The organism is Shewanella bicestrii, assembly GCF_002216875.1.
GTDB lineage: Bacteria > Pseudomonadota > Gammaproteobacteria > Enterobacterales > Shewanellaceae > Shewanella > Shewanella seohaensis.
In genome coordinates this window covers 4,674,132-4,696,253 of the sequence record NZ_CP022358.1, presented here as the reverse complement: position 1 = coordinate 4,696,253, position 22,122 = coordinate 4,674,132, and the positions used below count along the sequence as shown (strand labels likewise).

The following is a 22,122-nucleotide window of genomic DNA, read 5'->3' as shown; positions in this document are numbered from 1 at the left end:
TCGGGCCCAGTTATGAACAGTGTACGCAACTCTCTCCTTCCTATTCTCGTTATTCTGCTGTCTTTAGCGCTGTTAATTCCCGGCGTGACTCAACCCATTTTGAGCCTCAATGGCAGCATAGATAAGGCCAAACTCACCGAACAAGGGATTGAGCAGGTCGCACAAAGTTTCGATGAGAACTCGGGGCGCGACAGTGCCCGCGGCATGTTGAATATGGTCAGTGGCCTGTTGGGGCTGAACAATCTCAAGGGCGAGGTAGAAGTATTACAGCAAACCCGCAGTATTTGGAGCACAGTCACCGAATTATACAACTCAGGCAATGGCTTAGTGGCTGGTCTGGTGATGCTGTTTAGTATCATTATCCCCGCAGTGAAACTCAGTCTGATGTTGGTACAACAAAGCGTGAGTTCGGTTGCGCTGCAGTGGCGCATTCATCATCTAGTGTCTGCGCTGGCGAAATGGTCGATGGCCGATGTGTTTGTGGTGGCCCTGATTATTACCTTTTTGGCGGGTAATGCCTCGGGTGGCATGGGCGAAATGCTCAAGACCAAGGCGCAGTTTGAGAGCGGATTCTACTTCTTTACCGCCTACTGCATTCTCTCAATCGCCAGTGGTTACTTAGTGCGTCGCCCAACCCCGATTCTGTAGTCACTCACTTAAAGGGCGTACAGAAGGTTCCGTATGCCCTTATCGTTAGGAAAGCGTGCCGTTTTGATAGATGGGCATAATCCAATAACGGCAAGGGTTGTGTTTACAGACCTTTGCTAGTGCTTCAAGCAGGGCGCTTTGCTGGCTTGCAGGGTGCATAATCTCAAACTTACAAAATTCCCGATAACCTTCCACTTGTTCCTTGATATTGAAATGGCTGTGCTCGCGGCTAAATCCGCAAATATTGCCCAAGCTAAAGCCGGATAAAAACTCCAACTCAATCAGGGTGTCGACTATATCGTCCTTAATATCGTTTTGGGCGATCAGGACTAGCAGTTGTTCCGTGCTCATCGGCGTTTCTCCAGCCAAAAATACAACATGGGCAGTAAATACAAGGTCGTAATGGTCGATGTGAGCAATCCACCGATCACCACAATGGCCAAGGGTTTTTGGATTTCAGCACCTGGGCCCGTGGCGAACACTAAGGGGATCAAACCAAACATGGCGGTGGTGGCTGTCATCAGAATGGGTCTGAGTCGCCGCGCGGCACCCTGTTCGACTCGCTCCCTGAGGCTGCCAAATAAATATTTGGTTTGTTCGTAATAACTGACCATCACCACGCCGTTAAGCACGGTGACACCCAGCAGGGCGATAAAACCTACCGAGGCGGGCACCGAGAGGTATTCCCCCGAGAGATACAAGCTAACGATACCGCCCATCATGGCAAACGGGACGTTAGCGAGGATTAATCCCGATTTTGCTAGAGAGCCGAAGGTGGTGAATAAAATCAAAGTGATCAGTGCGATAGCTATTGGGATCACCAGTAATAAATTGCTGGTGGCGCGCTGCTGGTTTTCAAATTCGCCACCGAAGCTAACGCTATAGCCGCTGGGCAGTTTGATTTCCTTAGCGATTTTGCTGTTAAGCTCCTCCACAAAGCCCACAATATCCCGCCCTTGGACGTTGGTGGTGATCACCGAAAAGCGATTTCCCTGTTCCCGCTCGATAAGGATCGGGCCCTGTTTATAGCTCAATACCGCCACATCACTTAGGCGTTTTAGGGAATGATCTGGCATCACCAATAGCTGATTTTGCAGTTCGTTAATGTTACTGATCTGCGCTTGATTATTGGCGATAAGCACGGGCGTGCGCTTCTTCCCTTGCAGCACTTCGGTGACAACCACGCCTTCGAGCTGGCTCTTGAGGTAGCGGGCAAACTCCATAGTGCTCATCCCAAACCCGCGGGCGAGCTCGTTATCTAAGGTGAGATTGATAAAAGGGCTGCCCTCAATCATCGCCATCTTAACGTCGACACTGCCCTGAGTTGCAGTGACCAGTTGTTCTATTTCGCTAGTGAGTTTGCCTAAGGTCTCGATATCATTGCCGAATACTTTAATCGCGACATCCCCAATACTGCCTGTGAGCATTTCGGAGACGCGCATTTGTATCGGTTGGGTAAAGTTAAAGTTCACGCCGGGATATTTGAGCAGCACAGTGCGGATGGCATCGATAAGCTGCTCTTTGGTCGCAAAACGCCATTCGCTGCGGGGCGCCAGCTCTAAAAACACATCGGTTTCGTTCAGTCCCATGGGATCTAAACCAATCTCATCGGCGCCGGTGCGCGCCACCATCTGTTTGATTTCGGGGATTTGGCTTAGCAGTGTTTGCTGGATCTGTTTATCGATAGCGATGGAGGCGTCGAGGGAAATCGAAGGGGATTTCTCTAATTGGAGAATAATGTCGCCCTCATCTAAGGTCGGCATAAAGGTTTTCCCCACCAGACTAAACAGGCCGAGACTGACGATCAGCAAGCTAAAGGCGATGAGCATAAAAGGTTTTTGCCAACCAAAGCAGGCTTTTAGGCTGTCAAGGTAAAGATGCTTGAGCTTTTCGATGGCCTTAGGTTCTTTCGCGGCTTTTTCGTTAACGAGGTACGAGGCAATCACGGGGATCACGGTCAGCGATAACACCAGCGCCGACAGCATGGCAAACACTATGGTGATGGCAACTGGGGTGAAGAGTTTGCCCTCTAAACCACTGAGGGTGAGCAGTGGTGAGAACACTATGATGACGATAACCGTGCCCGATACTACGGGAATGGCGACGTCTTTGGTGGCGCGAAAGATCAAGTGCAAACGCGGCAAACGCTGTTTAGTGGCGATTAAATTCACCATGTTTTCAACCACTACCACGGAGGAGTCCACCAACATGCCGATGGCAATAACGAGGCCACCGAGACTCATCAGGTTAGCGGAGAGATTGAAGTGATCCATCATCAAAAAGGTGAACAGTGCGGCTAGTGGCAGCGATAGTGACACCACTAACGCGGCGCGCACATTCCCTAAAAACAGTGCCAGCAATACTATGACCAGCACAACGGCCTCGAATAGCGCATTGGAGATGGTCTCGATAGCGGTATTGATCAGGTTAGCGCGGTCGTAAAAGGTGTTTATCTGGCTGCCTTCGGGGAGAGTCAGGCTGATTTGCGCCAACTTTTCCTTAATGTTGTTAACCACTTGTGCCGTATTGGCGTCCTTGAGGGCAATGATTAAGGCTTCGGCAGTTTCGTTGCCATCCTTAGTGACGGCGCCGTAGCGCGCAAGGTGGCCAATCTGGATATCGGCAAGATCCTGCAAGCGATAGACCTTGGCATTATCGGTTTTGATCACTAGCTGTTTAAGCTCGTCGATATCATCGATGCGTCCCTCGGATCGCACTATGATGGTGTCTGTGCCTATAGTGAGCTTACCTGCACCTTCGTTGTGATTATTCTCCACAATCGCCTGTTGCAACGAGGCAAAGCTCACGCCCGCAGCCGCCATCGCCGCAGGATTGGGGCTGATGCTAAAACTCTTGGCATAACCGCCGAGAATATTCACATCGGCAACGCCGGGCACTGTGCGCAGCAGCGGCCGAATTTCCCACTCGAGTAATTGACGTCGCTCCAGCAGGGAAAGATTGGGGTTTTCGAATGAAAACATAAAGATTTCACTGAGCGGTGTGCTCATGGGCGCCACACCACCACTCACACCTTCGGGAAAACTGTCCCAGACCGCAGTGAGGCGCTCGCTCACCTGTTGGCGCGCCCAATAGATATCCGTGCCTTCTTCAAAATCGAGGGTGATATCGCTAATGGCGTACTTAGTGGTCGAGCGCAGAATCGATTGCCGCGGAATGCCGAGCAGCTCGGTTTCAATCGGCACCGTAATCTGGGCCTCGATTTCCTCCGGCGTCATGCCGGGAGCCTTGAGGATAATCTTCACTTGGGTGGGGGAAATATCCGGAAAGGCATCCAAGGGAATCGCAAACCAAGCGCGTGCGCCAGCCAACATGAGGATCAGCGCCACAATCAGCACAAAGAGTCGCTGAGTGAGCGAAAAACGGATCACAGAGGTGAGCATCTTATTCGCCTCCTAAACCGAGCATGATGCCTTTCACCGCGGCAACCGACTGGGATAGGACTTGCAGCTGACTCAAGTCTTGATCGCTGGCGACAATATATTGCTCTGGTGTCGAACCTAAAATATCTACCGTCAACGCATTGAGCTGGTTATCGGACAGAGTGAACACTTGGCTGTCTTGCCCCCAACTAAACACACTGTTTTTTGGGAGTAAATACACGGCTTTTTGATACTCGGGAACCACAGTCATTTGCTGACCTAACAACAGGTTACATTCCTGCGGCACCGCTGATGACCAAGCCGTAACAAAGGCGCCTTCGGCGATAGCTGACAGTGACTCAATCGCGATATGGCATTGATTAATGTTGATAGCCGATAGAGAGTGTGACTGCCCCGTCGGCACATTCACTTTTACGCGGATGCTGTTATTGGGCACCAGTGAAAACAGCTGTTCCCCGGCCATATAAGGGCCGCTGATGGCATTGAGTTTAACGATACCGTCGACGGGCGCGGCGATAACTAAGGAGTCGGTAGCCGCATCCGTGCTGTGGACGCGCTCCATAAAGTGCTGCATATGCTCGTATTCGAGGTGAGTCGTGAAATAGTCCTGACTGATCTCACGCCATTTTTCGGCGCTAATGCTGCCATTGGCGAGCAAAGGTTTGTTGCGCTCATAGCGACTCTTGGCGAGTTGATACAGGCTAGCCGCGGCCTCGACTTGGGCGAGGTAGTGGAACACTTCTGGCCCTGTGAGTTTGACTATCGCTTGGCCTTTACTGACGCGCTGGCCTTGGCCGACGAGAAAGTGCACCTGCTGGATATTCTCGGGCGTGCTGATCCAATAATCATTGCCGGGGAGGATTTCAACCTGCGCCGGCAGTGGGCTGCCCTCATAACTGGCGACTCTTTGTGGCTGGGTGTAACTGAGGTCGAGATTGCCTAAGGCGCTAATGGCTAAGCTTTCGGCCTGCGCCGAACCTACAACACTCGCGGATAAACAGAGAAGGCATGCGCCGTACTTGGCCATCATAATGAAATTCCTAAGGCTTGGAGTTGTTGAGAATGCAGTTGTTGCAAGCTGACGTGGTTGAGCGCCAAGCGGGATTCGGTGTCGAGCGCCTCCATATAGCGGCGCAGCCAGACTTCATAACTCACCTGATCTTGATCTTTTACCTTGGCGAGTTCCTCGGTAATGGTGCGACTGAGGGCGAGCGCTTGGGTGAGTAAGCGCTGTTGCTCGACGAGGTTAGTTTGCTGGCGGACTAATTGATCCCACTGGTTTTTAAGCTCGAGGGCGCTGCGATCAAGATTGAGACTTTGCTCGGTATTCGCTTGTTGCCATTGGTATAAATCGCTCTGGGACAGCGCCGAGCCCAAGGTTAAGGGAACTGACACGGCTATGCCTAACTGCTGATCATCCACGCCCGTATCCGCGGTATTTTTTGCTGTAAGTGAGACGGTCCAAGGATCGCGCTCACCCGCTTGCTGAGTTTGGATCAGCAGCAAGTGTTGCTGTTGTTGCAGCTTTAGCAATTGCCATAGGGGATGTTGTGCTAAGGCATCTGCGCCCTTGCCAAGCGGGCGGTCAGTTTCCTCAATCGCGCTCGGCATCCGTTCTTGGCCCGTTAGCTGTTGATACAGGGCTAAAGACTGGGCTTGTTGCTGCAGAATGTCGGCGCGGCTTAAGGCGATATCGACACTTTCCCGCTCCAGCAGCAGAGTGTTGGCCAGTGGCAATTCCCCCGCATAGGTCAGTTGTTTTTGCTGGCGATGGAGTTTATCGAGCAACTGCTGTTTGCGCTCAAGCTGCGCCAGTTTGACTTCGCTCTGGCGGTATTCCCACAGGCACTGCCTTAATAATCCCGAGAGATACAAGCCTTGCAACGCCGTTTGTTGTTGATGAATTTGCTCGGCGAGCTGTTTTATTTGCTTATCGCTGCTGTGTAGCGCGGGGGATTTAAATGGCAAATTGACTGAGAGTTCCTGCTCGTAGCTGTTACTATTATCCAAACTCCCGAGGTGACTTAAGCTGATGCTCGGCAGGCCTGTGAGCCAGGTCGAGCTGGTTAAATTGGCCGCTTGAGTATTCGACGAAGTGATATGAGTCAACCTAGCTTGGCTGCTCGAAAGCGCTTGGGAAAGTTCGGCTTCCGCCGCAAGACACAGGAAACTACTGCCGACTAAGCTGGTCAACAGACATAACTTGATACAAGACGAACTGACAGACATGAGATGATTCTGTGGTATTAAACAATGCTGTCAGTGTAGGGATTGACGGCTGAAAGTCGTCGGGGACCTGTATCATAAATCCGCCTATGGTACATATGTCCCATAAAATAATTGATTGATTTTGCTTTTATTTAGGAGTTTTAAATGAAGGATATTGTCATTATTGGTCTGCTGGCACTCATCATGTGCTTTAAGCTTTTTGACATTAGTTCCGACATTCAATTAGGCATTCCGCAATGGCATTTAGTGCAGGAAGCCATACTCTTAGTGCTCACCGCAGTCGGGGCCATCTACCTCAGTTACGATTTAATTCGCCGCTCGCGCGAAGTTAAAGCCTTAGCAAAACGCCTCGAGTACGCCGATAAAAAAATCGACAATATGTCGACCCAAATGCGCTCCGCCAGACAGGAATACAGCCAAGCCGTCGCAAACCAGTTTGATACTTGGGGTTTTACCAAGAGCGAGCAGCAAGTCGCGTTTTTATTGCTTAAAGGGCTGAGTTTTAAAGAAATTGCCGAAGTGAGACAGACAAAAGAGAAAACGGTGCGCCAACAGGCGTCGACCATTTATGGCAAGGCCGCCGTGGATGGCCGCCACACCTTTTGTGCTTGGTTTATGGAGGATTTTATTCAAGAACATAACCAAGAACTGGCGGCAAACGAGTCCGATAGCGCCCATAAAGCCGCTTAGCCTAAACTCTCAGGCTTAGTTGTTATAGCTATTTGTTATTGAAAATCGATATTGGCTGGCTTTTTGGTTCTAAACAATAATGAGCATCCCCTAAGTTTGTCGGAGGATGCAATTGAAAAACTCGCTGCTAATTGTGTTTTGCCTTATTGCCTTGGTTGCATCCACGCAAACCACAGGGTTACTCCGCTCGCTGATCGAATTTTCCGCCTTTTTAGGCGTACTGGGGTTGGCTTGGCGGATTAAACCCAACGCCGAATAAAGCTTCCTGCATTAGCACGTCAATCTGAACTGTTAAGCTCAAATTCAATCTATTGAAAATACAGAATATAACCTAAAGACGTTACCCCAATCGCTGCCCACAGAACCACACCCAGCAACAAAGGCTTAGGGCCGCTCGCCCGCATTTTTTGCACTGTAATCCCCGCGCCAATCAAGAACAGACACAGAACCAAGGTACGTTTCGATACCATAAACAGCGTGTCGTAGAGCGGCTGAAACTGCGGCAGCCAATGGGCGATTGCGATGGCTAAACAGTAAAATCCGATAAAATACGGTAGGTTAAGCTTACGTTTATCGCCGCCAAAGATCAGCGCACTGACAAGGGCGATAGGGATAATCCACAGTGCGCGCGCCAGTTTAATGGTTGTGGCGGTTTTAAGTGCTTCATCACCATAGGCAGAGGCCGCGCCGACGACTGAGGAAGTGTCGTGAATCGCGATGGCACTCCACACGCCAAAATCGTATTGGCTCATATTGAGCAAATGCCCGAGGGCGGGGAATAAAAATAAGGCTACCGAGTTGAGTACAAATACACAGGCTAATGCGGTGGCGGTTTGGTCTGGTTTGGCATTAATGGCGGGCGATACGGCGGCAATGGCGCTGCCGCCACAGATGGCGGTGCCAGAGGCGATTAAGTGGCCTGTGATCGGGTCAAACTTCAGGGCGCGAGTCACCATAAAGCCTAAGATCAGCGTAAAAATAATCGAGCCGACAATTAATCCTAGGTTATGGCTGCTGGCCTCAATCGCGGCGTTGAAGTTAATGCCAAAGCCTAAGCCGATAATCGAATAGGACAGTAATTTTTTGGTGAGGGCGGCGATATTCCAGTCGTTTGGCACCCAACCTAGGCTGGCCAAGGTAAAACCGAGCACAAGCGCCATGGGGGATGAGATAACAGGCGCAAGACACAGTAGCGCGGCGCAGATAAACACAAGGCGATGGGGTTGCTTAAGTTGCGAGACTATCGATGAAAAATTCATAACGCCTTAGGTTTGCGACTGAGTGTTATCGTGCCAATCTTGGGTTTTCAGCTCCATCCACATAGGCATGGATACTCGAATAAGCCAATCGAATAAGCATTGGGACGCTGACAAAGACGGGCATTATAACGATTGGGCTCAGTTTCAATAAAATCAATTTAATTTATTTCGTAAGTCAATTTTATTGAGTCTTAATGGGTAGGTAGGTTTGAAGTAAAAAAAGGAGAGTCGCCGACGGCAGCTCTCCCGTGAAAATATGCGGAATTTAGAGATTTACGATACGTTGCAGACTGTAGTCGCCACCATCTTTAGCGGTAAACAGCTTGTCTTGAATATCGTTAGCGCTTGGCATTCCCGCATGTAACAGGCTTAACCAGTGGCGCGAGGTGGTGCTGCGTGTCTCTGTGGGTTCGGTGGCTAACTCAACGGGCGCTTCAATTTGCACATCTTCCAAATTCGCTAAATCCCGTGCGCCTATCATGCCAGTGCGGTCGAAACATAACTCTACATGGCAGCCTTGGTCCTGTAACACTATGGCGCTTGGCGCATCTTTAGTGCCGTTGAAGGCAACAAACTGCTTGGTTTGGCGTAATCCGCTGTGGCTGCCGTCGGCAAAAAATGCCAGCAGATGTTGGTAGTAAACCACATAGCTGATCACATCCTGGTGCGAACCCGCATCCAGTGGGAAATGACGGTCGAGGAACTGCTTCGCCTGGGCAAGTTTTTCATGCTCGGCCACGTTCACTTGGGCGACGGCAAGCACTTCTTCTGCGATGAAGCTGTTTAGATTCGGTTGGATCTGGTGGCTATTGATAATTGACATATTCATCGCTGCATCCTCTACACATTCAAATTAAAAATTAGGGCCTTGATTTCACTTCTAATGGTTCAACGTTTGTCTTCAATTTGGTTTGTCCGACAGAGTTAATGGTTAAGCAGTGCCAGGTGGATAACCTGCCTCGATTGCTTAATTTGTAGTCTAGTCTTTTTTTCGCTACAATTTCACAATAAAAATTTTACAATGTGAATTTTACAAAATGCGCAATGACCAGAGCTTGATGAGAAAGTCACATTTCCTAGGGACAAAAATACGTAACCTACGGAAACGTAACAATTTAACCATGGAAGATTTATCCGCGCGTTGCATTCGCGTCGATGCGGGCAGTGCGCCCTCTGTGTCATATTTGTCGATGATCGAACGTGGAAAACGCGTGCCCAGTGCCGAAATGTTGGCCGTGATTGCCACGGTTTTTCAAAAGGACGTTGACTGGTTTTTAGACGACGTACCCGAGGAGAGCGCCATCACGCCAGACAAGGGCCGCCGTGGTGGGATCAGCGGCATGGCGCTCGAACCCAGCTTTTTGTTTTCAAATGATATTTTGCAAATAGCGATTCCTGAAATGCTATCCCAGACTGGGATCTCGGGTCGGCAATTCGCCCATTTGTTAATCCGCGCCCATCAGGAACACCATCAAAACCATTTTCCCGATCTTGAACGTGCCGCCGAAGAGGTTGGGTTAAAACGTATGCCCTTATCCCTTGAGGAGATGCTGGATATTGCCAAGGGTGTAGGCTTAAAAATCAAATGGATAGATAGCACGCCCCAGGAAGTGATCGACGAGCGCGGCGTAAGCTCCCACCAGTTAGTAACCTCCTTCTTCGAGCCACCCAGCACAATTTACATCAATAAAGTCCTTAAAAATCGCCCCAGCCGACTGAAGTATGACCTCGCCGCCCATATCGGCCATTGCGTATTGCACAACAAGGATGGGCTTAAGAGTGTGATGATTTCTGGCCGAAAATTGGAGATGGATGAAGAAGTGACGATGCAGTCTAATACCCTGAACGCGCAGGATATTTTGCATGCGTGGCGCGACTTTGAGTCCAGCTTCTTTGCCGGAGCCTTGTTATGTCCTAAGGTGCCCTATCGACAGTTACTCGACCGCCACGGTTACGAAATTGAGGTGCATAAACAACTGCAAGTGTCGGCCTCGGTCGCCATGCGGCGGATGACGGTCGTATCGCCTTATCCCCATTGGCATTATTTTGATGCCTATGCGCCGGGTAAACTCAAAGCCGTTTACCGTGGTAATGGCATTCCCCTGCCTTGGGGCAATATGCGGCTGGTGGAAGACCCTTGCCAGCACTGGGCGGTATTTAGAATGATCAGCGAACCTTCTGTTGGGACATCGGCGCAAATTTCGATTTTAAATGTAGGCAATGAGCCACGGATTTACTGCTGTGAGTCGATTAAGGTCGAAGACTCGGCGGGCAACCCCCATGTGCTCTGTGCCGGTATCGATTTGAATCCGGCCATTGAAGCCCAAGGCAAAGATGCACTCTCTATCGCCCATGATTTAAAAGCCGCCTGTGTGTCTGGCGGTGGCTCAGTCGCGATTCCTAAGCATATTAAAAGCGATCTAGTCAGCGTGGCTAAGATATTGAATATCAACTGGATTGAACGCGGGATTAAAAATGATGCCCGGCTTATCTGCTCCCGCGGTGCCGTCTGCCCACGGCAACCCAGCTGTTATCAAGCGGGGAAATCGCAGTGTGATGGGGCAACGTAAATCACTATTTGATTTACGTTGAGCTTTGCGGCCTTACGGCCGAGGTGAATTAAGGTCGTGGGTCTTCAACCCACACCCGACCAAGAGGGGATCAACAGCAATTCCCTCTTGGATCTCCCTTGCCGCCCCCAACGGAGTTGAATGCCCCTTGTGCTCATAGCCAAATTTGCTATCGCTTCCGAAGGATGCGTCCCTACACCTGCGAAAGCTAGTCGGTCATCCATGACCGAACTCACGCAATTTGCCTATTCGCCCTGCGGCAACTCCGAGGGGAGTCGTATTCTGCGGCATCGGGTGGTAAATCTATGCTTAAAGCAATCTAGCGGTAATTATTTTGAGGCGAGAATATTCAAGGAGTGAAATGTGAATAGGTTATGGATATTGCTGTTAGTTTTTGTTCTGGGGCATCCAATATCCATTGCTAACGCCAAAAACTGTAAAAAGGGTCAACCGTGCGGCAATTCCTGCATTTCTTGGAACAAAACTTGTCGTATCGGATCGGCAAATACAAGTGCTAGCACTCGTACCGTGGTGTCACAAGAGAAAAGCCATTTGCAATCGCCAAACGCGGACATTGCGAGCAATCCTGTTCTGGAGAATGGACAGCTATATGAAGTGACTATCGATAAGCTCAATATCCGTAATCAACCTAATAAAAATGCGGAGTTACTGGGTGCACTCTCAAAAGGTGAGCGCATTAGTGTGCTGGCTGCAAGCGGTGATTGGAAGGCCTTTCTATTTCAAGACAAACTCGCTTGGGTATTTTCGAAACATTTGAAAGCCGTATAAGAAGTATGAAGCTCTATTTCTATGACGAGCACTTAAACAAAGCCCCAAGGGAGAATACCTTGGGGCTTTATTACTTAGTTAATCACATCGTCTAAGTAATCGCTAAGCCCTAATTTGTCCTGTGCCTGAAACCAGATATTTTTCAGTGGTTAAGGCTTCGAGTCCCATGGGGCCGTAGGCATGTAGCTTAGTGGTGGCTATGCCGATTTCGGCGCCGAGGCCGAGTTCGCTGCCATCGGAAAAGCGTGATGAGGCATTCACCATAACAACCGAGGCATCCACTGCGCGTTGAAAGCGGGCGGCGGTGAGTTCATTGTCAGTGCAAATCACCTCGGTATGATGGCTGCCAAACTTAGCGATATGTTGGGTGGCGACCTCAAAGCTGTCGACTTGGCGAATGGCGATTTCTAAGTCCAAGTATTCTTGGCCAAAATCCTCTTCTGCCATATAAGTGCAGGCGTCGAAATACGCGGCGGCTTGAGGACATGCATTGATTTTTACTTGATGCTCGGCCAGTGCTTTAGCGACGCGGGGCAAGAATCGCGGCGCGATATCCTTATGCACTAACAAGCCTTCGAGGGCGTTGCACACTCCTGTGCGTTGGGTTTTGCCATTGAGCAGCAAATCCAAGGCGATATCTTGATTAGCGTCTTTATCCACATATAAATGGCACACGCCCTTAAAGTGCTGAATAACCGGAATGCTACTGTTTTCAGTGACGTAGTTAATCAATCCTTCACCACCTCGAGGGATGATCACATCGATAAATTCCCGTTGTTGCATCAGTTCGAGCATTAGGGCGCGGTCAGGATCAGGGATCACGCTGATTAGGGCTTTAGGCAAGCCATAGGCGGTCAGTACCGCCTGTAAAATGCTGGCGATCACTTGGCTGGTGTGTAGCGCTTCTTTACCGCCACGCAGGATCACCGCATTGCCGGATTTAAAGCACAATGCGCCAGCATCGGCAGTGACATTAGGGCGCGCCTCATAAATCATGCACACCACGCCGAGTGGCACGCGCATTTTACTGATAGATAAACCATTAGGGCGTTTACCAATAAAACGCTCGCGCCCAACGGGATCGGGCAGGGCGGCGATGGTTTCGATTCCTTGCGCCATCGCCTCAATGCGGTGTTGGTTTAGCGTGAGGCGATCGACCATAGCAGGGCTTAAGTTATCCTGAGTCGCTCGGTGCACGTCAATTAGGTTCGCGCTTTGGATTTCATAACTTTTCTCCCTTAATGAGCGCGCCATATCCAGTAATACGGTGTTTTTTAACGACTCATCGAGCTGGGCGAGTGTGCGGGCCGCATGGGCGGCATCGGCAGATACTTGTTTAATTAGGCTCATAGTTTCTCCACTCAAATGGATTTAAGAATGGCGATATTCTTATCGGAAATGATGGGGCCGGTTTTTTGCTGGAATTCACTGGCAAACGCCTGATCATCCTGCTCGGTAATAAAACTCAGTAGGCAACTGCTGTAGTTAGATTTGGCTTTCGCCAACTTAGTGCCATCACCTTTACGCACCAGAATGGTGTCGCCCACTGAGAAATCCCCTTTGACTTCAACCACATCATCGCTGGTTAATTGCTCGCTGTGCTGATCGAGTGCGAGGTCAAAATCATCCTCGACGATCACTTCACCCTGCGCTTGCGAGGTGTGGGTCATCCAATGCAAATGCTCCTGCATCGGTTTTTCGTAGGGGGTAAAGAGGGTGCCCGGATTTTGCCCCTTTAGCAGCTGGCTAAAGGAATCGGCATTAAAGCCATTGATAATAAAGGTCTCAATGCCGTGGGAGATGGCTTTTTCGGCGGCTTGGATCTTAGTGCGCATGCCTCCGGTGCCAACATCGCTGCTGGCGCCCCCCGCCATGGCATAGATATCGGCATTGATTTCAGTCACTTGCTTTATCAGCTTGGCATTGGGATGTTCGTGGGGATTTTGATCGTAGAGTCCATCCACATCCGAGCAAATCACTAAGGTGTCGGCATCGGCCGCAGCCGCCACCATGGCCGAGAGATTGTCGTTATCGCCAACCTTGAGTTTGTCGGCGGTCACGGCGTCATTCTCATTGATAATCGGCATTAAACCGTGTTCGAGCAGGCTAAAAATCGTGTCTCGAATACTGATATAACGCTCGCGATTACGTAAATCGCCATGGGTCAGCAGCAGTTGGGCGGTGGGAAAATCAAATAGCTTATTCCACGTCGCCATCATATCCGCCTGACCCGCAGCCGCCATGGCCTTTTTCACCGTGACACTCGGCTGTGCTTGGCCCTCAAAATGATGCCACCCAGCGGCAACCGAGCCGGATGAAACCAATACCACTTGGATACCTTGGACGCGGCAGTAAGTAATAAACTGCGCGATACCTAAGAGATAATGGCTACTGCAACCTTGCTTGTGGGGCGCGATTAAGGCGCTCCCCACTTTGACGACGATACGTTTACGGGGAGAGTCTGTCATAGCGCCTCCTTAGCTTTCCTCGGCCAGCACACGACTGGCCTGATGGAACTGCTTAGTGGTTTTAGCGCACGGGTCGTTATCGAACTTGCTCACCAGATAAATCACTGTGCTGCTGACAACAAAGCCAGGGATCATCTCATACACTAAGCTACTCAATGCCTTACCATCGGCAAGCACGGGAGTGTAAATCCAAAAGAGTACCGTGAGCGCGCCCGAAATAATTCCCGCAATCGCCGCTTTATGGGTGAGATTGGCTTTATACAAACTAAACAGCACCAGCGGACCGAAGGCGGCACCAAAGCCTGCCCACGCATTACTCACAAGGGAGAGGATGCTGTTAGAGCGATCAAGCGCCAATAGCGTTGCGACAATGGCCACACCTGCGACGCCATAGCGCCCCATTTTCACCATCTCTTGCTCGCTCGCTTGTTTCTTCGAGAGGGTGCGATAAATATCTTCGGTCAGTGAACTCGACGAGACCAATAACTGCGATGAAATCGTGCTCATAATGGCCGCGAGAATCGCTGCCAGCAGGAAGCCGCTGATTAAGGGGTGGAACAGTAACTCTGAAAACACGATAAAGATGGTTTCAGGGTCTGACAGTTTCATGCCAAATTTATTGGCGTAGGCGATACCGACCAAGCCCGTCGCTAAGGCGCCGATAATGGTCACTGTCATCCAACTGATGCCGATGCGGCGTGCGGTTTTAATGTCGGCGACCGAACGGATCGCCATAAAACGCACAATAATATGCGGCTGACCGAAATACCCGAGTCCCCACGAGAGGCTAGAAATTAAGCCTAGCAGCGTCACATTTTGCATCGCGTCGGTAAAATGCGGGATCGACTGATAGGCAAAGTTCATCATACGATCTGCGCTGGTAAATTCTTGATATGCCACGAAAGGCACTAAGACCAAGGCGACAAACATAATGCAGCCTTGCACAAAGTCGGTAAGGCTAACGGCTAAAAATCCCCCCAGTAGAGTGTACGACACCACGACGGCTAAGGTAACGACTAGGCCTATGTCGTAGTTCAGCCCAAAGGCGGATTCGAACAACTTGCCGCCCGCGACTAAGCCCGCCGAGGTATAGAGGGTGAAAAAGATCACTATGATGGCGGCGGCAATAATACGAATGCTGTTATCGGCCTGACCAAAGCGTTTAGCGAAGAACTCAGGAATCGTCAGCGCGTTATCGGCGACCTCGGTGTAGACCCGTAATTTAGGGGCGACTACCAGATAATTGATTAGAGCACCAATTAATAATCCGAGGGCGATATACAAGGTTTCAAACCCCACTAGGAACATGGCGCCGGGCAGACCCATCAGCATCCAGCCACTCATATCCGAGGCGCCAGCCGAGAGTGCCGTGACGTGCGGGCTCACTTGGCGGCCACCCAAAATGTAGCCAGAGACATCATCGGTCGACTTACGATAGGCGAACAAACCAATAGCGAGCATGGCAATAAAGTAAATTGCCAATGAAACGTAAGAGAGGGAATTCATCGATTATTTTCCTCCTAACGCTTTGTTATTTTGAATGAAGCTCGGTTTCAAAATGACAAAGAGATAGGTACTTAGAATGGCGAACAGGCAGAAATATTGTAGTGTTCCATGAAGGCGTTCCCGGGTGGAACGGATGATCTGTGAGATGGGGTTTTCATCTGCAGCATGCTGAGCTGACATAATGCCTCCTTGATTTATTTAGAGAGAATAATAGTTAGTGCTATAACTATGATAAGACCTTTATTAGTGAAATATCAAGTTGAAATGCCCAGTTTGCATACTTTCGGTTGGCGTAAAATAAGGGAAATTGATTTGAATACTGATAAATTTACCTGTGCATTTAATGGTAAATTGGGGCGAAAGAGCGGGATGTCGAGAGCGGATAAATAGGCTTGATTGCTTAGCGTTGAACATAAAAAAGCGGCGCTGAGAATATCAGAACCGCTTCTATAAAATGCAACATTCACAGGCTATTGAGCCTGATTTAAGGCTTGAGTCATGCGCTTAGCGCATAGTCACAAATTCTTCAGCCCCTGTGGGGTGGATGGCGACAACGGCATCGAAATCGGCTTTGGTGGCGCCCATTTTCATGGCGACGCCAAATCCTTGAAGGATCTCGTCCATACCAAAACCAATGCCATGAATACCCACGACTTTCTCTTCTTTACCCGCGCAGACCAGCTTCATTTTACAGGCCTGACGGTGGCTAGTGACGGCGGTATACATTGAGGTAAAGCCTGAGGTGTAAACCTTCACATTATCATCACCATATTGCGCGCGGGCTTCTGGCTCGGTTAATCCCATAGTACCAATCGGTGGATGGCTGAAGACCACGGTTGGGATTTGGCTGTAATCCATTTTGGCATCGCTCATGCCGTTGAATAGGCGCTCGGAGAGTAAACGACCGGCCTTAACTGCAACGGGAGTCAGCTCCACACCGCCCGCCATAATATCGCCCACGCAATAAATGCCTTTGTGGGTGGTATTTTGCTGCGCGTCGGTTACCACATAACCTTTGCTATCCAGTTGCACATCGGTGTTTTCTAAGCCGATATTGCCCGTTGCGGGTGAGCGGCCAATGGCCCAAATCAGGCAATCAACGGTCACGCTTTCGCCATTCTCCAGATTCAGAGTCAGGCTGTTGTCGGCATTTTTAACCACAGATTGAGGGACGCTGTTGGTATGCAGGGTTGGGCCTTCGGTCTTCATGGCATCGACTAGAGCGTCGATTAGCATAGGATCGAAGTTACGCAGCGGCGCATGTTTACGTACAAACAGGTGAGTCTCGCTGCCAAGTGCTTGTAACACGCCCGCGACTTCGACGGCGATATAGCCAGCGCCGACGACTGCGACACGTTTAGGTTGTTCGCGCAGGGCGAAGAAACCATCGGAATCAATCCCGTATTCCGCACCAGGAATGTTTGGGATAGTTGGCGCGCCGCCAGTGGCAATCAGGATATGGTCAGCCGTGTAGTGCTCACCATTTACTTCAATCGTGTTGCCATTAACGAAGCGGCCATAGCCATTCAGCAGGGTGACTTTGTTATTGGTAAAGCCGCGACCGTAGGCCTCGTGGATACGACCGATATAAGCTTCGCGGCTGTTTACTAAGGTGTTCCAGTCGAATTTGTTGACTGAAACATCAAATCCATAATCTTTGGCGTAGAGGTTCATGGCTTCGGCGATATGTGCGCCATACCACATGACTTTTTTAGGCACGCAGCCCACGTTTACGCAGGTGCCGCCAACATGTTTTGCTTCGATGAGTAGAACTTTAGCGCCACGCATGGCAGCTCGGTTAGCTGAGGCGATACCGCCGCTGCCTGCGCCTAGGCAGATATAGTCAAAATGTTGAGCCATGAGTTTCTCCGTCTAACTCTAAGAATGAGGTGCTTAATAGCAGAAGGTCATTGTAGGTTGGAATGGGTTTGCAGACCAGCCCATTAGGTTGCTTTGCTATAGACCTTGTTTTGCCGCCAAAAATCTCAGCAAAGCACCTACTTTATCTTTAGGCGGTTAGCTCAAACTTAACGGCGATATTGGCAACGATAGTGATCGTCTTGGTTTGGCCCTTCGGCGCCGCATTTGAGGCATTGCCATTCCTGCTGACGGGCACTGAGCTCATCGGTCTGATAGCTCGCGGCTTTGTCGGGGCGGTTGCCAATCTGGGTTTCGAGTTGTGACATGCGGGCATTGAGCCAGCGGCAACTGGGGTTGTTAGCGACTTTCTCTCGGCTGGCGAGTTGTTGCTTGCGGCTCTGCTTTTTCTTTTTCGATGACGTCGACTTTGCCTTATGGGTATTTGTTTTCGCAGGCATATTGTCAGTGTCTATGACGGGAGATTGGTAATCTAAGGCGCTTTGTTGAATCGGGATCGGGAGCGGTTTCCCTTCACTGTCGAGTAGGGTTCCTAAGGGTAGGGGCTCAGTTGTAGCTGGTTTGGATAATGCTTCTAATTCTGGCTCGGCAGCAAATGATGATAAGCCATAAAATATCAATAAGATAAATGCGTTAGACAGCCATTTTATATGATGCGTTAACATTCCCTGTTCCTCGCCCAAGCTGAGTCGTTCCATCGACTTCTTGAGTGTAGTTAGGGCGAGAAGAGTTTGCCAAACGGAGAAGCGTACTTAAAAACTTAGAAACTCATATTAAAGTGGACACCCGCATAGGTTTGATCCTGCGAGCTAAAGTCGCCGTTGACGGCCGCTTCTTGTTCAATATCGTCCTGGGCAATGCTGTGGCTAATATGGCCACTGAGACTCATATTATCGGCCAGATCATAATTGGCCTCTAAACCAAATTGGAGGTGATTACGGCCATTGTGTTCTTCTGTTCGATATTTAAAATCAATCCCTTGGGTTATATAAGGGGCGAGAGTAAAGCCTTCACTCAGTTGCCAATAACTGTGTAGACTCAATTCGACAAAATAGCCTGCGGCCTCGGTGGAATACACATAACTCACCGAAGGCACTAACCAAGGGGCGGCGGTGTAGGCTAATTCTGCGAACAGTTCGTTATCCTGACAGCGACTGCTGCTATAACCTTCAATCCGCTGATAACCCAGATTCGCCTCTAAGTGTTCGCTAAGGTTTAACGCGTATTCGAGACCAATGTTCCACTCGGTATAAGCTTGGCTATCGCCGCGTCCGACAAGGGCGTAGGTGGTGAGATTGCCGTATTGGACGCTAGCATTTAGCCAATAAATTCCACCCTCTGCCAGATTGTTACGTCCTTGGGACACATATTTGCTATCCCAACCTAAGTCTAGATTTGCGGCCCAAGGTGCTGTGGTTGCTGCGGGTAATACGCTGCTTGAGACACCTTCGGTTTGCACTAAGCTCTCGTTCGCCAAGCATGGGTGACTCAAGCAAATGACGCTAATCACGCCGACGGCACTAAGGATGGGATGAAGTGAAGCTGCCATATTTAAGCCAATCTGATAAAGATGCGGAATATGTGCAGATATTAACTCAGGCGAATATGATCGTTAATGAGAATGGATTCGATTTGCGATCAGCTCGTCAAGATTGAGTAAGTAAATTTGGTGTAAATCTTAATTGTGAACTGGTTCGCTTTTTTCTTTGTGGAATACGGCTAGGTGTATCTGCGAAGGGGGCAATCGGTTTTCTCGCCTTGATAAATAGCAGATAAGCCCTTATTTATTAGCTACACAGATTGTAGAGGAACCATTATGAGCAACCCTTTGCTTAACGGCGCAAAATTACCGCTTTTTTCCCAGATTAAACCTGAACACATTCAAGTTGCCGTTGAGCAGGCCATTGCTCAGTGTCGTGCCAAGATTGATGAAGTGCTGCAAACCCCTGGGCCTTTTACCTGGGATAACTTAGTCGCCCCGCTCGAGCAAGTGGATGATGAGTTAAGTCAGATTTGGTCGCCTGTCTCCCATATGAACTCAGTGGTGAGCACTGATGAATGGCGCGCGGCCCATGATGCTTGTTTGCCACTTTTATCCGAATACGGCACCTATGTGGGTCAACATCAAGGGCTCTATCAGGCATATAAATCACTACGTGCATCAGTAGACTTTGACCAATTAAGCCAAGCACAGCAGATGGTGATTGAGCACAGCTTACGGGACTTCGAGCTTTCAGGTATCGGCTTAGACGATGGGCAAAAAGTGCGTTATGGCGAAATCGTTAAACGCCTATCCGAGCTGACGAGCGGTTTTTCGAATCAACTGCTCGATGCGACCCAAGCTTGGACTAAGTTAATTACCGACGAGGCAGAATTAGCCGGTCTACCCGATTCAGCCAAGGCGGCCGCCAAAGCGATGGCTGAGGCCCGTGAATTAGAAGGTTGGTTATTTACCTTAGATTTCCCTTCCTATTTACCCGTGATGACCTATAGCGAAAACCGTAGCCTGCGTGAAGAGTGTTACCGCGCCTTCGTGACGCGCGCTTCGGATCAAGGTCCAAATGCGGGCGAATTCGATAATGGTCCCTTGATGGACGAAATCCTTGCGCTGCGCCACGAGCTGGCACAGTTGTTAGGCTTTGATAGTTTTGCCGAAAAATCCCTCGCGACGAAAATGGCAGAAACGCCTGCGCAGGTGATGGCATTCTTAAACGAATTGGCGCTGCGCTCTAAGGAGCAGGCCAAGGCCGAACTGGCTGAGTTAAAAGCCTTTGCGCTGGAGCAGTACGGTGTGAGCGAAATGGCTTCTTGGGATTTGAGTTTCTACGCCGAGAAGTTACAGCAACATAAGTATGAGATTTCTCAAGAGTTGCTGCGCCCTTACTTCCCCGAAGATAAAGTGCTTTCAGGCTTGTTTTACACCGTCTCGCGCCTATTTGGCTTAAAGATTGTCGAGCAAACTGAGTTCGACCGTTGGCATAAAGACGTGCGTTTCTTCGATATTTTCGACGACACGGGCGAACACAGAGGCAGCTTCTATTTAGACCTATACGCCCGCACGGGTAAACGCGGCGGCGCTTGGATGGATGATTGCCGAGTGCGTCGTCACACACCTGCGGGTCTACAAAAGCCTGTGGCTTATCTCACCTGCAACTTTAACGGCCCTGTAGATGGCAAACCGGCACTCTTTACCCACGATGAAGTGACGACGCTGTTCCACGAATTTGGCCATGGCATTCACCATATGCTGACCAAAATCGACGTGGCAGGCGTGTCTGGCATCAACGGCGTGCCTTGGGATGCGGTCGAATTGCCTAGCCAGTTTATGGAAAACTGGTGCTGGCAAGAAGAAGCCTTGGCGGAGATCTCCGGTCACTACGAAACTGGTGAACCTTTACCCAAAGCCATGTTAGACAAGATGTTAGCGGCGAAAAATTTCCAATCAGGCATGATGATGTTGCGCCAGCTTGAGTTTTCACTGTTCGATTTTAGATTGCACCACGAATATGACCCCGCCAAAGGGGCGCGTATTCAAGAGACCTTGGACGAAGTGCGTCGTCAGGTAGCCGTATTAATTCCGCCTGCATTTAACCGTTTCCAACATGGTTTTGCGCATATTTTTGCGGGCGGTTATGCCGCGGGTTACTACAGCTACAAGTGGGCAGAAGTGCTGTCGGCGGATGCGTTTTCTCGCTTCGAAGAGGAAGGCATCTTCAATCCTGAAACGGGCCGTAGCTTCTTGCACAACATTCTCGAAATGGGCGGTTCAGCCGAGCCTATGGACTTGTTCAAACAGTTTATGGGTCGCGAGCCGAGTATCGATGCGTTGCTGCGCCACTCTGGGATTGCTGCTTAAGCCAGACTCAATAGGAATGCTTGAGCATAAAAAAGGCGCCATTTGGCGCCTTTTTTGTGAGCCAGATCTCGCTTGCCCTCTGGTATGACCTCTGTTAGCCTGTGGCTCTTATTTTTAGGGCGACTGCATATGAATCTGTATTTCCGTTTGTTTTGGTTGTTATTTTGGCGCACGCGTCACTGCCGTAAGATTGATTTTTTGGGCACGAGCCGCATTACTTACCGGGCATTGCCTAGCGATTGCGATATCAACTTCCACCTGACCAACTCCCGTTATCCGGCGTTTATGGATCTGGCGCGCACTTATATGTTGGCCGAAATGGGGCTGTTGAAGCGTTTCCTTAAATTAAAGTGGATGCCGATTGTTAACGCCGCCGAATTTACCTATATCCGCGATATCAAGCCGTTAAAAAAGTTTGAGATTGAAACCAAAGTCGTGGGCTGGGACGAGAAATATTTCTATATTGAACAACGTTTTGTGAGTGAGCGTGGCCTGCACTGTATAGTGCATGTGCGTGGTGTGTTTGTCTGTAAAGGTAAGCAAGTTCCCTTGGATGTGTTAGTCAAAGAGGCGGGTTATACCGATCCTGCTCCTGAGCTGCCGCCAGAAGTCATTAAATGGAAAGCGTTTTTACAATTGAAGAAAGAACGCAATCGCTAGGGCGTGTTGACGTTTCGAGATTAGATTTTGTTCGTTCTGGCAAGCTCGTGCTCGCGAAACGAGGAATGACGTGTAGTTATTCTACTCAAATGACGAGTGGCAAAGAGAACGAGCTTGCTAGACGAACCCTTCGGGCAGCGTTTGGCTGACGTTTCTGCTGCGTTATCG

The 22,122-nt window shown here is 49.8% G+C and carries 20 protein-coding genes; 7 read left to right on the top strand and 13 right to left on the bottom strand.

Annotated elements, in window-relative coordinates:
* The first annotated feature begins 12 nt into the window (after positions 1–12).
* Positions 13–648, top strand: coding sequence for a paraquat-inducible protein A (locus CF168_RS20520; protein ID WP_089068835.1), 636 nt, complete (start codon positions 13–15; stop codon positions 646–648).
* A 45-nt stretch (positions 649–693) separates the two neighbouring features.
* Here the strand turns inward: CF168_RS20520 and CF168_RS20515 are convergent, their stop codons facing one another.
* From CF168_RS20515 to CF168_RS20500, 4 genes are read right to left on the bottom strand one after another with little or no spacing between them, the layout of a single operon-like run.
* Entirely contained in the window at positions 694–999 is a 306-nt protein-coding gene (locus tag CF168_RS20515; RefSeq protein ID WP_011627657.1) for a DUF3240 family protein, read from the bottom strand.
* The gene (locus tag CF168_RS20510) at positions 996–4,049 is read right to left on the bottom strand and encodes an efflux RND transporter permease subunit (RefSeq protein WP_089068834.1); all 3,054 of its coding nucleotides are present in this window, start codon (positions 4,047–4,049) and stop codon (positions 996–998) included. Before CF168_RS20510 ends, CF168_RS20515 begins: the two co-directional genes overlap by 4 nt.
* Before the next feature lies 1 nt (position 4,050).
* The gene (locus CF168_RS20505) at positions 4,051–5,079 is read right to left on the bottom strand and encodes an efflux RND transporter periplasmic adaptor subunit (RefSeq protein ID WP_089068833.1); all 1,029 of its coding nucleotides are present in this window, start codon (positions 5,077–5,079) and stop codon (positions 4,051–4,053) included.
* Positions 5,076–6,278, bottom strand: a complete 1,203-nt coding sequence (locus tag CF168_RS20500; protein WP_089068832.1) for a metal transporter — start codon at positions 6,276–6,278, stop codon at positions 5,076–5,078. Before CF168_RS20500 ends, CF168_RS20505 begins: the two co-directional genes overlap by 4 nt.
* 144 nt (positions 6,279–6,422) lie before the next feature.
* Between CF168_RS20500 and CF168_RS20495 the strand changes: the two genes are divergently transcribed.
* Positions 6,423–6,968, top strand: a complete 546-nt coding sequence (locus CF168_RS20495; protein WP_011718776.1) for a helix-turn-helix transcriptional regulator — start codon at positions 6,423–6,425, stop codon at positions 6,966–6,968.
* Positions 6,969–7,080: 112 nt separating this feature from the next.
* A complete protein-coding gene (locus CF168_RS20490; protein WP_083758005.1) occupies positions 7,081–7,227 on the top strand; it encodes a hypothetical protein in 147 nt (48 codons plus the stop codon).
* Between the two features lie 49 nt (positions 7,228–7,276).
* Here CF168_RS20490 and CF168_RS20485 read toward each other — a convergent pair whose 3' ends face one another.
* Positions 7,277–8,227, bottom strand: a complete 951-nt coding sequence (locus CF168_RS20485) for a YeiH family protein (protein ID WP_089068831.1) — start codon at positions 8,225–8,227, stop codon at positions 7,277–7,279.
* Between the two features lie 265 nt (positions 8,228–8,492).
* Positions 8,493–9,056, bottom strand: a complete 564-nt coding sequence (locus CF168_RS20480) for a malate synthase (RefSeq protein ID WP_089068830.1) — start codon at positions 9,054–9,056, stop codon at positions 8,493–8,495.
* A 208-nt stretch (positions 9,057–9,264) separates the two neighbouring features.
* Between CF168_RS20480 and CF168_RS20475 the strand changes: the two genes are divergently transcribed.
* Together CF168_RS20475 and CF168_RS20470 are read left to right on the top strand one after the other, a co-directional pair.
* Positions 9,265–10,797, top strand: coding sequence for a DUF3612 domain-containing protein (locus CF168_RS20475; RefSeq protein WP_088212799.1), 1,533 nt, complete (start codon positions 9,265–9,267; stop codon positions 10,795–10,797).
* A gap of 363 nt (positions 10,798–11,160) precedes the next feature.
* The gene (locus CF168_RS20470) at positions 11,161–11,586 is read left to right on the top strand and encodes an SH3 domain-containing protein (protein WP_011627649.1); all 426 of its coding nucleotides are present in this window, start codon (positions 11,161–11,163) and stop codon (positions 11,584–11,586) included.
* A gap of 102 nt (positions 11,587–11,688) precedes the next feature.
* Here CF168_RS20470 and CF168_RS20465 read toward each other — a convergent pair whose 3' ends face one another.
* From CF168_RS20465 to CF168_RS20440, 7 genes are all read right to left on the bottom strand, one after another.
* Positions 11,689–12,936 carry a glutamate-5-semialdehyde dehydrogenase gene (locus tag CF168_RS20465; protein ID WP_089068829.1) on the bottom strand — a complete coding sequence of 416 codons (1,248 nt, stop codon included), beginning with the start codon at positions 12,934–12,936 and terminating at the stop codon, positions 11,689–11,691.
* An 11-nt stretch (positions 12,937–12,947) separates the two neighbouring features.
* The gene (gene proB, locus CF168_RS20460; protein ID WP_089068828.1) at positions 12,948–14,054 is read right to left on the bottom strand and encodes a glutamate 5-kinase; all 1,107 of its coding nucleotides are present in this window, start codon (positions 14,052–14,054) and stop codon (positions 12,948–12,950) included.
* A 9-nt stretch (positions 14,055–14,063) separates the two neighbouring features.
* A complete protein-coding gene (gene putP / locus CF168_RS20455; protein WP_089068827.1) occupies positions 14,064–15,560 on the bottom strand; it encodes a sodium/proline symporter PutP in 1,497 nt (498 codons plus the stop codon).
* A 3-nt stretch (positions 15,561–15,563) separates the two neighbouring features.
* Positions 15,564–15,740: a hypothetical protein gene (locus CF168_RS22405; RefSeq protein WP_167373676.1), complete on the bottom strand. Its 177-nt coding sequence runs from the start codon at positions 15,738–15,740 to the stop codon at positions 15,564–15,566.
* A 324-nt stretch (positions 15,741–16,064) separates the two neighbouring features.
* The gene (gene gorA / locus CF168_RS20450; protein ID WP_089068826.1) at positions 16,065–17,420 is read right to left on the bottom strand and encodes a glutathione-disulfide reductase; all 1,356 of its coding nucleotides are present in this window, start codon (positions 17,418–17,420) and stop codon (positions 16,065–16,067) included.
* Positions 17,421–17,587: 167 nt separating this feature from the next.
* Positions 17,588–18,103, bottom strand: coding sequence for a hypothetical protein (locus CF168_RS20445; protein WP_089068825.1), 516 nt, complete (start codon positions 18,101–18,103; stop codon positions 17,588–17,590).
* Positions 18,104–18,198: 95 nt separating this feature from the next.
* A complete protein-coding gene (locus tag CF168_RS20440; protein ID WP_089068824.1) occupies positions 18,199–18,987 on the bottom strand; it encodes a hypothetical protein in 789 nt (262 codons plus the stop codon).
* A gap of 267 nt (positions 18,988–19,254) precedes the next feature.
* Here CF168_RS20440 and prlC point away from each other — a divergent pair, with 267 nt between their 5' ends.
* Together prlC and CF168_RS20430 are read left to right on the top strand one after the other, a co-directional pair.
* Positions 19,255–21,294, top strand: coding sequence for an oligopeptidase A (gene prlC, locus CF168_RS20435; RefSeq protein ID WP_089068823.1), 2,040 nt, complete (start codon positions 19,255–19,257; stop codon positions 21,292–21,294).
* A 129-nt stretch (positions 21,295–21,423) separates the two neighbouring features.
* Positions 21,424–21,954 (top strand): thioesterase family protein, encoded by a 531-nt coding sequence (locus CF168_RS20430; RefSeq protein ID WP_011718763.1) that lies wholly within the window; start codon positions 21,424–21,426, stop codon positions 21,952–21,954.
* The last annotated feature ends 168 nt before the right edge of the window (positions 21,955–22,122 follow it).

What these genes read in the sequence shown, in the direction of transcription:
- CF168_RS20520 (WP_089068835.1), top strand. Translation starts at nt 13, where the DNA reads ATGAACAGTGTACGCAACTCTCTCCTTCCTATTCTCGTTATTCTGCTG.
- CF168_RS20515 (WP_011627657.1), bottom strand. Translation starts at nt 999, where the DNA reads ATGAGCACGGAACAACTGCTAGTCCTGATCGCCCAAAACGATATTAAG.
- CF168_RS20510 (WP_089068834.1), bottom strand. Translation starts at nt 4,049, where the DNA reads ATGCTCACCTCTGTGATCCGTTTTTCGCTCACTCAGCGACTCTTTGTG.
- CF168_RS20505 (WP_089068833.1), bottom strand. Translation starts at nt 5,079, where the DNA reads ATGATGGCCAAGTACGGCGCATGCCTTCTCTGTTTATCCGCGAGTGTT.
- CF168_RS20500 (WP_089068832.1), bottom strand. Translation starts at nt 6,278, where the DNA reads ATGTCTGTCAGTTCGTCTTGTATCAAGTTATGTCTGTTGACCAGCTTA.
- CF168_RS20495 (WP_011718776.1), top strand. Translation starts at nt 6,423, where the DNA reads ATGAAGGATATTGTCATTATTGGTCTGCTGGCACTCATCATGTGCTTT.
- CF168_RS20485 (WP_089068831.1), bottom strand. Translation starts at nt 8,227, where the DNA reads ATGAATTTTTCATCGATAGTCTCGCAACTTAAGCAACCCCATCGCCTT.
- CF168_RS20480 (WP_089068830.1), bottom strand. Translation starts at nt 9,056, where the DNA reads ATGAATATGTCAATTATCAATAGCCACCAGATCCAACCGAATCTAAAC.
- CF168_RS20475 (WP_088212799.1), top strand. Translation starts at nt 9,265, where the DNA reads ATGCGCAATGACCAGAGCTTGATGAGAAAGTCACATTTCCTAGGGACA.
- CF168_RS20465 (WP_089068829.1), bottom strand. Translation starts at nt 12,936, where the DNA reads ATGAGCCTAATTAAACAAGTATCTGCCGATGCCGCCCATGCGGCCCGC.
- proB (WP_089068828.1), bottom strand. Translation starts at nt 14,054, where the DNA reads ATGACAGACTCTCCCCGTAAACGTATCGTCGTCAAAGTGGGGAGCGCC.
- putP (WP_089068827.1), bottom strand. Translation starts at nt 15,560, where the DNA reads ATGAATTCCCTCTCTTACGTTTCATTGGCAATTTACTTTATTGCCATG.
- CF168_RS22405 (WP_167373676.1), bottom strand. Translation starts at nt 15,740, where the DNA reads ATGTCAGCTCAGCATGCTGCAGATGAAAACCCCATCTCACAGATCATC.
- gorA (WP_089068826.1), bottom strand. Translation starts at nt 17,420, where the DNA reads ATGGCTCAACATTTTGACTATATCTGCCTAGGCGCAGGCAGCGGCGGT.
- CF168_RS20445 (WP_089068825.1), bottom strand. Translation starts at nt 18,103, where the DNA reads ATGTTAACGCATCATATAAAATGGCTGTCTAACGCATTTATCTTATTG.
- CF168_RS20440 (WP_089068824.1), bottom strand. Translation starts at nt 18,987, where the DNA reads ATGGCAGCTTCACTTCATCCCATCCTTAGTGCCGTCGGCGTGATTAGC.
- prlC (WP_089068823.1), top strand. Translation starts at nt 19,255, where the DNA reads ATGAGCAACCCTTTGCTTAACGGCGCAAAATTACCGCTTTTTTCCCAG.
- CF168_RS20430 (WP_011718763.1), top strand. Translation starts at nt 21,424, where the DNA reads ATGAATCTGTATTTCCGTTTGTTTTGGTTGTTATTTTGGCGCACGCGT.